Annotated in this window: 10 protein-coding genes; 5 read left to right on the top strand and 5 right to left on the bottom strand. The window is 59.9% G+C overall.

The genetic code is table 11. The annotated features are described in order from the left end of the window. The first annotated feature begins 191 nt into the window (after positions 1-191). Entirely contained in the window at positions 192-983 is a 792-nt protein-coding gene (gene pdeH, locus BVU99_RS05510; RefSeq protein WP_025304635.1) for a cyclic-guanylate-specific phosphodiesterase, read from the top strand. A 90-nt stretch (positions 984-1,073) separates the two neighbouring features. Then, a complete protein-coding gene (locus tag BVU99_RS05505; RefSeq protein WP_099817031.1) occupies positions 1,074-3,113 on the top strand; it encodes an AsmA family protein in 2,040 nt (679 codons plus the stop codon). Here the strand turns inward: BVU99_RS05505 and BVU99_RS05500 are convergent, their stop codons facing one another. The 3 genes from BVU99_RS05500 to yhjD form a co-directional block, all read right to left on the bottom strand. Next, positions 3,114-3,881, bottom strand: a complete 768-nt coding sequence (locus BVU99_RS05500) for a CDP-diacylglycerol diphosphatase (RefSeq protein WP_025304633.1) — start codon at positions 3,879-3,881, stop codon at positions 3,114-3,116. Positions 3,882-3,981: 100 nt separating this feature from the next. After that, positions 3,982-5,304, bottom strand: a complete 1,323-nt coding sequence (locus tag BVU99_RS05495; RefSeq protein WP_016930463.1) for an MFS transporter — start codon at positions 5,302-5,304, stop codon at positions 3,982-3,984. A gap of 329 nt (positions 5,305-5,633) precedes the next feature. Beyond that, a complete protein-coding gene (gene yhjD / locus BVU99_RS05490) occupies positions 5,634-6,653 on the bottom strand; it encodes an inner membrane protein YhjD (RefSeq protein WP_099817030.1) in 1,020 nt (339 codons plus the stop codon). A gap of 341 nt (positions 6,654-6,994) precedes the next feature. On the opposite strand from yhjD, the gene BVU99_RS05485 reads away from it, so the two are divergent. Then, a complete protein-coding gene (locus BVU99_RS05485; protein ID WP_025304631.1) occupies positions 6,995-7,861 on the top strand; it encodes a crotonase/enoyl-CoA hydratase family protein in 867 nt (288 codons plus the stop codon). A 16-nt stretch (positions 7,862-7,877) separates the two neighbouring features. Here the strand turns inward: BVU99_RS05485 and pdeR are convergent, their stop codons facing one another. Further along, a complete protein-coding gene (gene pdeR / locus BVU99_RS05480; protein WP_025304630.1) occupies positions 7,878-9,872 on the bottom strand; it encodes a cyclic di-GMP phosphodiesterase in 1,995 nt (664 codons plus the stop codon). Between the two features lie 536 nt (positions 9,873-10,408). Between pdeR and spy the strand changes: the two genes are divergently transcribed. After that, positions 10,409-10,900 carry an ATP-independent periplasmic protein-refolding chaperone Spy gene (spy, locus tag BVU99_RS05475; protein WP_043142950.1) on the top strand — a complete coding sequence of 164 codons (492 nt, stop codon included), beginning with the start codon at positions 10,409-10,411 and terminating at the stop codon, positions 10,898-10,900. Between the two features lie 94 nt (positions 10,901-10,994). Here the strand turns inward: spy and BVU99_RS05470 are convergent, their stop codons facing one another. Beyond that, positions 10,995-12,212 carry a Tm-1-like ATP-binding domain-containing protein gene (locus BVU99_RS05470; protein ID WP_043142954.1) on the bottom strand — a complete coding sequence of 406 codons (1,218 nt, stop codon included), beginning with the start codon at positions 12,210-12,212 and terminating at the stop codon, positions 10,995-10,997. A 264-nt stretch (positions 12,213-12,476) separates the two neighbouring features. Here BVU99_RS05470 and BVU99_RS05465 point away from each other — a divergent pair, with 264 nt between their 5' ends. Continuing rightward, positions 12,477-13,115, top strand: a complete 639-nt coding sequence (locus BVU99_RS05465; RefSeq protein ID WP_038630005.1) for a TetR/AcrR family transcriptional regulator — start codon at positions 12,477-12,479, stop codon at positions 13,113-13,115. Positions 13,116-13,128: the final 13 nt, after the last annotated feature.

The raw sequence follows: 13,128 nt of genomic DNA, 5'->3' as shown, positions 1-13,128 counted from the left end.
CGTAAGGCGGTCAGGGAGTCAATAAATTAAAACAGTGTTTTAATTTTTTATGATCGCGATCGACCAACGCCAACAGGGTGAAGAGGAAAGCCTGCGGTAATTCGTGCTTAAAGTTTTACGCGGCGCGGCCGATAAGCTGGGTAAAGAAACAGCGGCAGCGCTCTCACTTCCCCGCCACGGCGATAGTACCGATGATAACCAACCTGATCTCGGGTCTGCTGGCGCCCTGTTTTGCCCTCTATGCCTGCGCCAAATCGCGGCGCTACTGGCGGCAATGCCGGCGCTTGTATACCTTCCAGCCGATTTATCGCACCAGCGGCGCGTTGCTGGCGGTGGAACTGCTGACGGCGGTGTATCACCCAAATGAGCCGGGCAAACGGCAATCCCCGGAACAGTATTTTGCCTCGCTCGGCGTCGCCCAGCGTTTGCGGGTGATCCAGGAGCAGTTGGCGCTGTTGCAGCGCTGGCAGGCGTTGTTCATTCGCCACGCGGTGATGGTGTCGGTCAATATCGATGGTATGGCGCTGCAAGCGTTGCAACGTCATGACGCGTTGCAACGGCAGATCGCCGAGATGCCCTACCTGCGCTTCGAGCTGGTGGAGCAAGCCGCAACGGCGTCAAACCGCCCGTTACAGCAGATCGTCGGCGGCGAACGGTTGTGGCTGGACGATTTCGGCAGCGGGCTGGCCAACTTCTCCGCCGTCGGCGCCTGGCGCTATCAATACATCAAGGTGGCGCGCGAATTGTTCACCTTGCTCAAACAGTCGGAAGAGGGCGTACAGCTGCTCGGCACCCTGATCAAGATGATGAATCAGCACAGCGACGGGGTGATCGTCGAAGGCGTGGAAACCGAACAGGAGTGGCGGCTGGTGCAGCGTTCCGGCGCGTTGGCCGCGCAGGGTTACTATCTTTCCCGCCCGGCGTGCTTTGAAACTTTACACAGCGTACCGACGCTGTTTGCCGCGCCCGGCGCGCCGGCGTGAACTCCGGCCTATCCTCAGCTAGGCTTAAACGGGGCTGCTCATTCCTTTTCCTTTCATTCGGCAGCCCGGTTTATGTGCTGAGGGAGCCCTATGACAAGAACAGGAAAGGTTTTCAGCTGGCTGGGCGGCATTGTGCTGCTGGTGCTCGCCGCGCTGGCGATCTTCATCGCCACCTTCGACTGGAATCGACTCAAGCCTACCATCAACGATAAGGTGTCGGCCGAACTGCGGCGGCCCTTCGCCATCCGCGGCGATTTGGGCGTCGACTGGTCGCGTAACCCTGAGGAGGGCGGCTGGCGCGCCTGGGTGCCCTGGCCGCATATTCACGCCGAAGACGTGTGGTTGGGTAATCCGAAAAACATCCCCGGCGACAGCATGGTGACGCTGCAGCGCGTCGACGCCAGCATCGCACCGCTGGCGCTGCTGAGGAAAGAACTGCTGATCCCGCGCATCTGGCTCAAGCAGCCGAATGCGTCGTTGCAACGCCTGGCCAACGGCGACAACAACTGGACGTTTGACCTGGCCGCCGGCCAGGATCCCAAGCAGCCGCCTTCCGCCTGGTCGTTCACTGTGCACGACATCGTGTTCGACAAGGGACAGATCGCCTTTAAAGACGCCACGCTGAAGGCGGATTTCCGCGCCGTTATCGATCCGCTCGGCAAACCGCTGCCGTTCAGTGAAGTGACCGGCAAACAGAGCGGCGGCAAGGTCGCTACACCCGATTATGTTTTCGGCTGGCAGGTGAAAGGCAAATATAACGGCGAACCGCTGAGCGGCAGCGGCAAGATCGGTGGCATGCTGTCACTGCAGAGCGCCGATCTGCCGTTCCCGCTGCAGGCCGACGTGCGCTCCGGCAGCACCCGGGTGGCGGTGGCGGGCACCTTGTCCGATCCGCTGAACCTCGGCGGCCTGGACGTGCAGCTGAAATTTTCCGGTGAAAGCCTGGGGAATCTCTATGGCCTGACCGGCGTGCTGCTGCCGAACACGCCGCCGTATGCGACCGATGGCCATCTGATTGCCCGCCTGCACCAGCCGGGCGGCGCCGTGTTCGAATATCAGAAATTCGACGGCAAAATCGGCGACAGCGACATTCATGGCGACTTGAAATACGTTGCCGCTAAACCGCGGCCGACGCTGAGTGGCGCGGTGAGCTCCCGGCAGCTGAGGCTGGCGGATCTGGCGCCGCTGATCGGCGCGGATTCCAACGCTGCCAAAGCCGGCCGCGGCGAGAAGAGCCGCCAGCCGGCGGATAAGGTGCTGCCGGTTGAACAGTTCGATACGCAAAGCTGGAGCAAGATGGATGCGGACGTGAAGTTTGCCGCCGCGCGCATCGAGCGCGGCAGCGATTTACCGCTGAGCGATCTGGCCACGCACCTGAAGCTGAACAATGGCGAGTTGCGTCTGGATCCGCTGCGCTTCGGCATGGCGGGCGGCAGCCTGAACGCCGTGGTGCGCCTCGACGGCGGCAAAAAGCCGATGCGCGGCCAGGTAGATATGCACGCGCGCAAACTCCAGCTCAAACAGCTATTGCCTAACGTGGCGGCGATGAAGCGCAGCCTCGGGCAGATGAACGGCGACGCGAGGCTGACGGGCAGCGGTAATTCAGTGGCCGAGCTGCTGGCGACCAGCAACGGCGATCTGCGCCTGCTGATCAATAACGGGGTGATCAGCCGTAGCCTGATGGAGATCCTCGGTCTGAACGTCGGCAACTATCTGGTGGCGCAATTGTTCGGTGACGACGTGGTAGGCATCAACTGCGCGGCGGCGGACGTCGGCATCCGCAGCGGCGTCGCCGCGCCGCGGCTGTTCGTGTTCGACACCGAGAACGCGGTGATCAACATCACCGGTAACACTAACCTCGCCACAGAGCGGCTGGATTTATCCATCGATCCGGAAAGCAAGGGGATGCGCGTGCTGACCCTGCGATCGCCGCTGTACGTGAAAGGCACCTTCAAGCACCCGGACGCCGGGGTGAAAGCCGGGCCGCTGATCGCGCGCGGCGCGGCGGCGGTGGCGTTGGGGGCGGTGCTGACGCCGGCGGCGGCGCTGCTGGCGCTGGTCTCGCCCAGTGAAGGCGGCGAGGAGAACCAGTGCGGGCAGATCCTGCGGGAGATGAAAGGCAAAAAATAATCAGGCGCGCGGCGGTGGCGTAAGCAGCCGGCAGTCGTGATCCTGGATCTCTTCCGCCGAGGCCAGGGTGAACGGCAGCAGGCTGCGCTCGGTCGCCAGCAGCAGGAAATCGCCGTCCGGCAGCGCGGTCATCGCCAGGCCGAAGCTGCCCATGCGCCCGTCGGCGCGCGGCAGGCCGGCAGCCAACAGGCGGAAGGCGCCCTGTTGCTCCAGCTCGGCAGGGGTTACCCGCCGCCCCAGATAGTCATGTCCCAACAGGCCGCCGGGCAGCGGTTGCCATTGCTCGATGAAATCGGGGCCGATCTGCGCCAAGCGCTGTTTTACCGCCGGCAACAGGCAGGAGATATGAATGTGCAGCTGGTTTTGCGTGCGGCCATATTCCGAATTGATGGCCAGTGAAATATCACCGTCGTCGATGGGTTTGCCATAGCGTTCCGCCATCACGTGGCGCGCGCGCCAGGCCTGGGCGAAGAAATTCGGCGTGGCGGCATCCAGCACCGCCGGGCTTTCTATCCCGGTGATTTTGGCGCTGGGCATCAGCAGGTATTGCAGCGGTCCGTTGCGATCTTTAAACACCACGAAGCCGGCCTGCACATCCACCTGCTTGCAGGGCGCCGGGTTGTCATGCGCTTGCTGATTGGGCAGACATTGCTGGCTGACGATGCGCCACAGCGCATCGGGATGGTCGGGCTTCAACCCGTAATAGAGCGCGATGGCGAGAGCCGCCAGCAGCGCAACGCAGACAAATACCCCACGACGCAGAGACATCGGCCGATCCTGTTACCGAGATAAACATCCAGCATAGCCCGGTTTTATGACAGGAAACGAACAACGCGTGCGGCCCCCGCAGTGAGGGGGCCGCAGGGGATCACAGCGACTGGTGGCGGGTTTCTTTCATCAACAGCAGAGCCAGTAGCGTCAACCCGGCCATTGCCGCCAGGTACATGCCGACGTAGAACAGCCCGTAATGGGCCGCCAGCCAGGTGGCGATATAAGGCGCCACGGACGCGCCGAGGATCGACGCGACGTTGTAGGAGAACGACGCGCCGGTATAGCGCACTTCGGTAGGGAACAGCTCCGGCAGCAGCGCGCCCATCGGGCCAAAGGTCAGCCCCATGATGCTCAGGCCGCACAGCAGGAAGCCCATTACCAGCGCCTGGTTGCCGGAGCCCAGCAGGGTCGGGAACAGAAACGCGAAGCCGATCATCAGCAGGGTAATGGCGATCATGGTCTTGCGGCGGCCGAACGCGTCCGCCAGCAGGCCGGCGATCGGCACCATCACGCCGAAACCGATCACCGCCACCATCAGCATCCACAGGAAGCTGTTACGGGAGTAGCCGAGGCCCAGCGGCTGCGGCGCGGTGCCGTAGGTCATCGAATACACCGTCATCAGATAAAACAGCGTGTAGGTCGCCAGCATGATGAAGGTGCCGAGGATGGTGGCTTTCAGATGCTTGCTCAGCAGCGTGCCGAGCGGCACTTTTACCTGTTTGCCGGCCTTGGCCGCTTTGGCGAACACCGGCGTTTCATGCAGTGATACCCGCACGTACAGGCCAATCAGCACCAGCGCGGCGGAGAGAATGAACGGCACGCGCCAGCCCCATTCCATAAACTGCTGATCGCTCAGCAGCCAGGAGAGCAGCAGGAAGGTGCCGTTGGCGAAGAAGAAGCCGATCGGGGCGCCCAACTGGGGGAAAGAGCCGTATAGCGCGCGCTTTTTGGCCGGCGCGTTCTCCGTTGCCAACAGGGCGGCGCCGCCCCATTCGCCGCCCAGCCCCAGACCCTGGCCAAAGCGCGCCAGCGCCAGCAGGATAGGGGCGAAGATGCCGATGGTTTCATAGCTCGGCAGCAGGCCGATCAGCACGGTGGAAATCCCCATGGTCAGCAGCGAGGCGACCAGCGTCACCTTGCGCCCCACGCGATCGCCGAAGTGGCCGAACAGCGCAGAGCCGATAGGGCGCGCGACAAAGGCGACGGCGAAGGTGGCCAGCGACTGCAGCGTCGCGGTGGTCGGGTCGCCCTGCGGGAAGAAGATGTGCGGGAACACGATCACCGCGGCGGTGGCGTAGATGTAAAAGTCGAAGAACTCGATGGCGGTGCCGACCAGCGAGGCGACGATGACTTTCCCGCGGGAATTCACCGGTGTAGACGCGTCGTCGGCGTCGAGTGGGGGTGCGATGGTGGCTTGCATATCTATTTCTTATTGTTGGAGGGGGTAAAAATCCATCTTAGTGACAGCATTCCGCCTTTTCAACGCTGTAACTCTGGGCTGCGCCGCCGCTAACCGGTTAAAAAGACTAATGTTTTACCGGGCTTCTTTTCTGTAGCGTTAAACGTTGAGAAATGGGTTTCATACAGAGGGAATGGCTGTAAAAACGGGAAAGAAAAGTGAGTGGGTAGTTTGTTATGCTGGTTTTCCGAATGCCATGCCGCATGATTTAGAGGGATTGACTGGATTTTTGCTTATTAACCAGAGGAAAGTGCCGGCGTGTGCGATAACACCGGCACGATTGCATGGCTTCAGGGGGCCGGTGGCTCGCGTTCCGGCAAGGCTTTGTCGCCTTTGTAATCGGCGGTAGCGATCCAGGCGGCACAAAACAGCGTCAAACGGGCGAAGAAGTAGAAGAACGCCATCAGCCCGATCACCGAGCCGAAGGCCGCGCCGGAAGGCGATTTCGCCACCTGCGGCAGCGTCATCGTCATCACGAACTTGATCACCTCAAATCCGATGGCGGCGAGCAAGGTACCGCGCAGCAGCGCTTTTTTCTTCGGTTTGTGGCGCGGCAGCATCCAGAAAATCCACAGGAACAGCAGATAGTTGGCGAAAATCGAGATCGACAGCGCGATCGTCGTCAACGCCGGCCGCAGCCATTCGATGCCGTCCAACCCCAGCGCGTTGACGATCGCCGCCTGTGCCGATCCGGCGACCGAGGTCAGCGACAGCGTAATGATGAGCGCGACCACCAGGCCGGTCAGCGAGATGAAGTCGCGGGTGTACTTGAAATAGATTTTCTCCTGATCCTGCGGATTGCGCTCCCAGACGTCACGCGACTGTGCGCGGATCGCCTCGCGCAGGTTGCCCATCCAACTGATGCCGGAATAGAGCGCCAGCGCCAGACCGGTCAACCCCACGGTGGTACGCTGCTGAATGGCGGTGTTGACGGTGTTCTTCAGCGTGCTGGCCAGCGTCGGATCGCTGATGCTGCCGACGATCCGGTTGATCAATTGGGCCAGCAGATCCGGGTTGGAGGCCAGCACGAAACCGGCGGCGGCGAATGACACCATCAGGATCGGGATCAGCGAGAGGAATGAAAAATAGGTGATGGCGGCGCCGAACTGGCTACCCAGCCGATCGTTAAAGCGTTCGGCCGCGCGCAGCAGGTGCGCAACGCTCGGCCAGGCTTTGATGCGTTCAATCAGACGTGAAAAACCACCAATGCGGCGGTCGAGGGTCTCATGGCCGGTCTTGATGGCGATAAGCGGCTTCGGCGGCGTGTCTTGTGCGGGCTGGCGGCGTTCCTGGTCTGGTCCTGTAGGCATTACTTCACGATTTCCTTAACGTTAAACGGCATGTATCCGTATTGATTATAGCCAAAGCCTCGCGGCGTTTTGAGCGCCGGGACGGCAAACGGTCAATTTCCGAGCTTAACGCGTTAGCGCCTGGCATGAAATGCCGACGATGGCGCGATAGGTAAAATTCCTATGAAAAGCCCGTGGCGCCTCGGTTTTTTTCACTTCCCTACCTCCAATTTTTATCTGTTTCGTCGGCGAGAAAGCGTTTACTCATGATGTGGCGTCGCGCTTTACCGACCGCCGCTCCGCTGCAGCCGTAGGGGCTGGAACGGTCTCATCCGTCATCAACAGAAAAACTGGAAGGTCTTATGAAATTGCTTAATCACCCCACCTGCCGTCCGTTTACCGAAGCGGGCAATCTGTCGCAGCTTTCCGCCTACTATGAAGAGGAGAGGCATATCATGTGGATGCTGCTGCGCGCTGCGCCCCGCCCCTGCTTCAACCAGGCGCTGATCGAAGACATCATGACGCTGGCGCAGGCGGCGAAGGAGTCTTCGCTGCGATTCGATTTCTGGGTCACCGGCTCGCTGGTGCCGAACATGTTCAACGTCGGCGGCGATCTGCAGTTCTTCGCCGAAGCGATCAAAAACCGCAGGCGCGAGGCGATGATGGCCTACGCACGGGCCTGCATCGACTGTGTGCATGCCGCTGCGCGCGGTTTCGACACCGGCGCGGTCAGCATTGCCATGGTTGAAGGTAGCGCGCTGGGCGGTGGCTTTGAAGCAGCGCTGGCGCACCATTTCGTGTTGGCGCAGAACAATGCGCGCATGGGGTTCCCGGAGATCGCGTTCAACCTGTTTCCCGGCATGGGCGGTTACTCGCTGGTGGCGCGCAAGGCGGGCATGCGCTTGGCTGAGGAGCTGATTTGGGGCGGCGAGTCGCACACCGCAGAGTGGTTCGAGAGCCGCGGGCTGGTGGATCAGCTGTTCCAGCCCGGCGATGCCTATATGGCGACGCGCACTTTCATCGATACCATCCGGCCGAAGCTCAACGGCATGCGCGCCATGCTGCGGGCGCGTCAGCGCGTATTGCAACTGACGCGTTCCGAGCTGATGGATATTACCGAGGATTGGGTCCACTCGGCCTTCACCATTGAGGAAAAAGATCGCGCCTACATCGAGCGGCTGGTGATGTTGCAGGATCGCCACACCCTGAACCTGCGTCGTGCCGGCTAACGTTAACGCGCCCGCCTCACGCGGAAGGTGAGCGCGGGCGATAGGACTGCAGCCAATGCTCCAGCTGTTCCGGGAGCATTGGCCGCGCAAACAGAAAGCCCTGTTTTTCGTCCACGCCGACCTCGTCGAGGAAGTGGTTTTCGCTCTCGGTCTCCACCCCTTCGGCGATCACCCGGAAGGCCAGCGCCTCCGCCGCCGCGACGATCGCGCGTACCAGGGATTGCGATACCGGATTGAAATTCACCCCGCGCACGAAGCTTTTATCCAGCTTGATGGCGTCCAGAGGTATACGCGCCAGCTGCGCCAGTGACGAATAGCCGGTGCCGAAGTCGTCGAGATGCACCTGCGCGCCCAGTTCGCGTAGCCGGGTGATCAGCGCGCGCGCGCGGTTCTCGTCTTCAATCAGACTGCTTTCGGTCAGCTCGAAGTCCAGCAGACAGGGGGCCATGCGATGATGGCGCAGCACCCCGAGCAGGTCGTTGACGATGCCGTCGTCGGCCAACTGCCGGGCGGAGAGGTTGACCGCTACCCGCAGGTTCAATCCCTGTTCTTGCCACTGCGCTGCCTGGCTGGCGGCGGTCTGCAGCACCCATTGGCCCAGCGGGCCGATCAGGCCGGACTCCTCGGCGTAGGAGATGAACTGCAGCGGCGGGATCAGGCCGCGCTCCGGCGAATCCCAGCGCACCAGCGCTTCCACGCTGTGCACTTCGCCGCTGCGCGCGTCGATTTTAGGCTGGTAATACAACACCAGCTGATTTTGCTCCAGCCCTTTACGCAGATTGGTGTCCAGCCACATGTATTCGGCGACGCGTTTGTTCATCTCCGGCGAGAAGACGGTATAGGTGCGTTTGCCGTGCTCCTTGGCGACGTACATGGCGGTATCGGCGCTGCGGATCAGGCTGTCGAGATCGTTGCCGTGCTCCGGGCACAGCGCGATGCCGATCGAACAGCCGGTATACACCTCAATCAGGCCGATGCGGAAAGGGGTTTTCAGCCTGTCGATAATGCGCTGCGCCAGCGTTTGCAGGCGCTCGCGATCGGTTTGCGGCGCCAGCACCAGAAATTCGTCGCCGCCGAGGCGGGCGAGCACCTGATCCGGGCTCAGGCAGCCGAGGATCGCCAGCGCGACTTCGACCAGCAGCCGATCGCCGAACATATGGCCGTAGGCGTCGTTGACCTTTTTGAAGTTGTCGAGATCGAGGTACACCAGGCCGAAGCTCTCTTCGCTGCGCGTAGCGATGGCGTGGTTGATCTTATCCTGGATGGCGTTACGGTTAGGCAGGCCGGTGATAAGATCGGTGTTGGCCAGCACCCGCAGCCGTTCCTGCGCACGGCGTTCTTCGGTGATGTCGGTGCCGGAGCAGATCAAAAACACCTCGTTCTTGCCGCTGCCGCTGTGCACGAACTTATTGCGGAACAGAAACAGCCGTTCGCCCTTGACCGTCTTTACCCAACGCTCCACCTCATAAGACGATCCGTTGCGGAAGAAGCCGGCGATGTTGCGCCGCGAGGCGGCGGCTTCTTCCGGGCTCATAAACAGCTGGAAAACGTTTTTGCCGATCACTTCGTGTTCGTGCAGCCCGGTGTACTCCTCGCTCAGCCGGTTGAAACGCTGAATGCGGCCGTGCTGATCGACGATCACGATCACCGAGTTGGCTTCGGACACCACCTGCTCGGCAAAGGAGAGGCCGTGCACCAGATCGCGCGCCACGGATGGGGTGTCGCTGAAGGCGGAAGCGGTGCCCGCCCATTCGAGGTTGTTGACGCGGCGCCCGACCAGATGCAGATGCAGCGGTTCGCCGGCCAGCGTAATGGTCAGCTCAAGGCTGGCGGTTACGCCGGTTAGACGGCGAATTTTCGCCGCGTCCATGGCGCTGAGTGCCACCGCGACGTGGGCTTTGCCCTTAACGGCGGACAGCTCCAGGGCATTGCTGTCAAACGCCAGCCGCCAGTGGGGGCTTTGGGTGCCGAAGTGGGCGTTAAGAAGCTCAGGGCCTTGGTCTGCGGGCATGATGATTCCTCAAAAGAGCACGGGCGGCCGGTCGGCGCAGCTCCGGGCAGCCTGTTGGCCCGAAAGCGATCGCCGTACGCATCTGTGCATCATATAACAGGTTTTTGCAGGCGGGACGGGTGATGGAAACTATTATATAAGCAATGATTAGTTTTGCGGTGTAAACGTCGCCCGGCGGCCGCTTGCCTTAAAGTGTAGGAGAACATCGGATCCTATGATGCTTGTACTGACTTCCCCCTGCTATCGGAAAACGGTTGAGGCAAGATTGCCGTGCTGGCGAGTAAATTATAGCGGTGAGGGGAAAGCGGAAAAATAACTCCACCGGGGGGATTTTTGCCGAGAAATTAAAATTTCCATCAAATAAACGCCATCTTCATAGTTTTCTCATAATTGGTGAATAAATCCGAGACGGGTTTTAAAAAGTTTACACACCCTCGCATTACTTGAATTTTATCAGCCTATTATTATCTCCGACGACGAATGAGCCTGTTAACGTACAGCGCTCCTGATGAAGAAAAACTTTTAAGGAAATGATTATGCGTAAATTGACGGCTTTATTTATTGCTTCCACGCTGGCTCTGGGTTCTGCTTCCGCGGCGTTCGCCGCCGATACGGTGACTGCCCCGGCGGCGGATGCGGCGCCGATGAAAATGATGCATCACAAGGGTGAAGGTAAAGGCGGCCCGTTCGCCGGGTTGAACCTGACCGAGCAGCAGCGCCAGCAGATGCGCGATATTATGAAAGAGTCGCACCAGAAGCGCGGGCCGGGCATGAAAGAAGAACGCCAGGCGCTGCACAATCTGGTCGCTTCCGACAGCTTTGACGAAGCGAAGGCGAAGGCGCAAATTGACGCGATCGGCAAAGCACAATCCGAACGCATGCTGGAACGCGCCAAAGCGGAAAATAAAATGTATAACCTGCTGACACCTGAGCAGAAAAAACAATACAATGAGAATTATCAGAAACGCGAGCAAAAGATGATGGACCACATGAATAAAATGAAGGAGCAGATGTCCTCCGGTCAGTAATATCCGCTCGCGGTGAGTAAAAAAGGGCCAGGCTATTTGTCTGGCCCTTTTTCTATTTGGCGTTATCGCCGGCAGACTTTGTCGTGAGTGATAATCATTCTCCGCCGACAATGTGCTGGAAATGTTCGGCAACGGCCTGCGCAAAGCACGGGTCGTTAATATGATAAGGCGTTTTTATCAACCGGCGTTTGTCGGTGGCGTGCACCGTTTCTTCCAGCGCCTGCGTAAAGGCGGCCAGCGCCGCCGGATCCCAGAACGGTTGCCCGGGCGCATCCAAAGCCGATACGCCGCCTGTCGGGATAACGAAACGCACTTCGCCCGCGCAGGCGTTGATTTTTTCGCCCATCCAACGCCCCATTAACGCATTCTCCCGCGCGCTGGTACGCACCAGCGTCACTTGCGGGTTGTGATGGTGACGCAGACGGTTGGCATAGCGAGCCGGCACCGTATTCGGCGCGCCGAAGTTGATCATGTCTATCGCGCCGCAGGAGAGCACGCACGGGATGCCGGTACGCGCGATGGCACCGAAACGATCCATATTGCAGGGCAGCACACCGCCAAACAGGTAATCGGCCATTTCGGTGGTGGTCAAATCGATGGCGCCGTGCAGTTGGCGGTTATCGATCAGTTTTTCCAACGACCTACCGCCGCTGCCAGTCGCATGAAACGTCAGACAATCCCATTGTGTTCCCAGTTCGGCCACCAACGCCTGAACGCAGGGCGTGGTGACGCCAAACGTCGTCAGGCCGATCGCGGGTTTGTTGTCGTGATAGTCGACGGCGGCGAAGTGCACTGCGCCGGCTATCTGGCGTGCCGCGTTGCCTAGCACCTGTCGCGAGATGCGGTTAAGACCGGCGAGATCGGTGACCGAATACAGCATGTTGATATCGCTGGCGCCGACATAGGCGGAAACGTCTCCTGCCGCCATGCTTGAGACCATTATTTTCGGCAGGCCAATCGGCAGCTGCTGCATGGCCGGCGTGATGATGGCGGTGCCGCCGGAGCCGCCCAGACCCAGCAAGGCGGCGATATCGCGGCGCGTCAGGATAAAACGTTCGAAAGCGGTCGCCATAGCGGCGATCGCCTGGCCGCGACTGGCGCAAAAGACCGCACCGGCGCCTGCCGGATGGTGGCGAGCAACGTCCTCTGGACCGATATCGGCCGGGGAGTCAAACGGCAAGCGACGAGTGGAAAGATCGACGGTTCGCGTGGGTAAATTCAGGGCAGCGATTAGCCGCCGTACATACTCCAACTCTTGTCCTTTCGTATCTGCTGTGGTAGCAATATAGACAAAATTTGAAGTTTCTTTCATGTGTCTTCCTGGGGTGTTTCTAATTTTTATTTAAAAATCATTTTATTATATTTTTTAGGGTGCCCTGGTGTTGGCATTTAAATTAAATTGATTAATGTATTTATATAATGAGACGGCAGTATCATTTTTGCAAGGGCAGCTCAGTGCAAAATGGGACTCCTGTCTCATTTTTGAGCTTTTCAACGTGGCCGGCGCTTTGCCGGCAGCCAGTCGACAGAGGCGCATCCTCTGTTGCGCAAGCGTGTGCAGATGTATGAGGTTTAAGTGCCGATAAATGCTTTTCCCACCCCGTTCGATCCTTCACTGACTTCCACACGGGCAAAAACCTACCGTTTGTTGCTGGCCAGCGCGATGGCGTTGTATGACGAAGGGGCGTTTCCTTCGATCACCGAGCTGGCGGCGCATGCCCAGGTATCGCGCGCGACCGCCTACCGTTATTTTCCGACCCAGAGTGCGCTGATTAGCGCCGTGGTGGCGGAAAGCCTGGGGCCTATTCTGGAATGGCGCCCGCAGGACGACGATGCCCTGAAGCGTATCCAGCAGTTGCTGACCTTCGCCTATCCTCAGATGGAACGGCACGAGGGAGCATTGCGTGCGGCACTGCAGCTCTCTTTGCAGCAGTGGGCGCACGCCACGCCGGGCGAAAAATTCGTGCGCGGCAACCGCAAGCGTCTGTTGGCGCTGGCGGTAGAACCGTTGCAGGGCAAACTGCCGCCGGATTCTCTACAGAGAGTGATTCATGCTTTCTCGCTGATTTACGGCTCGGAGGTATTCCTGGTGTTGAAAGATATCTGGGGGCTGGAACTTGAGGGCATTCAGGACGTCACGCAATGGATGGCCAAAGCCATCCTGCGTCAGGCGGAAGAGGACGCGACGAACCGCAAAAAAACATCAGCAGGATAATCCAATTTTTGCC

It is taken from the genome of Serratia sp. OLAL2 (assembly GCF_002752475.1).
Taxonomy (GTDB): domain Bacteria; phylum Pseudomonadota; class Gammaproteobacteria; order Enterobacterales; family Enterobacteriaceae; genus Serratia; species Serratia bockelmannii.
The sequence above is the reverse complement of the archived record's forward strand: the minus strand, read 5'-3'. Positions and strand labels throughout refer to the sequence as shown.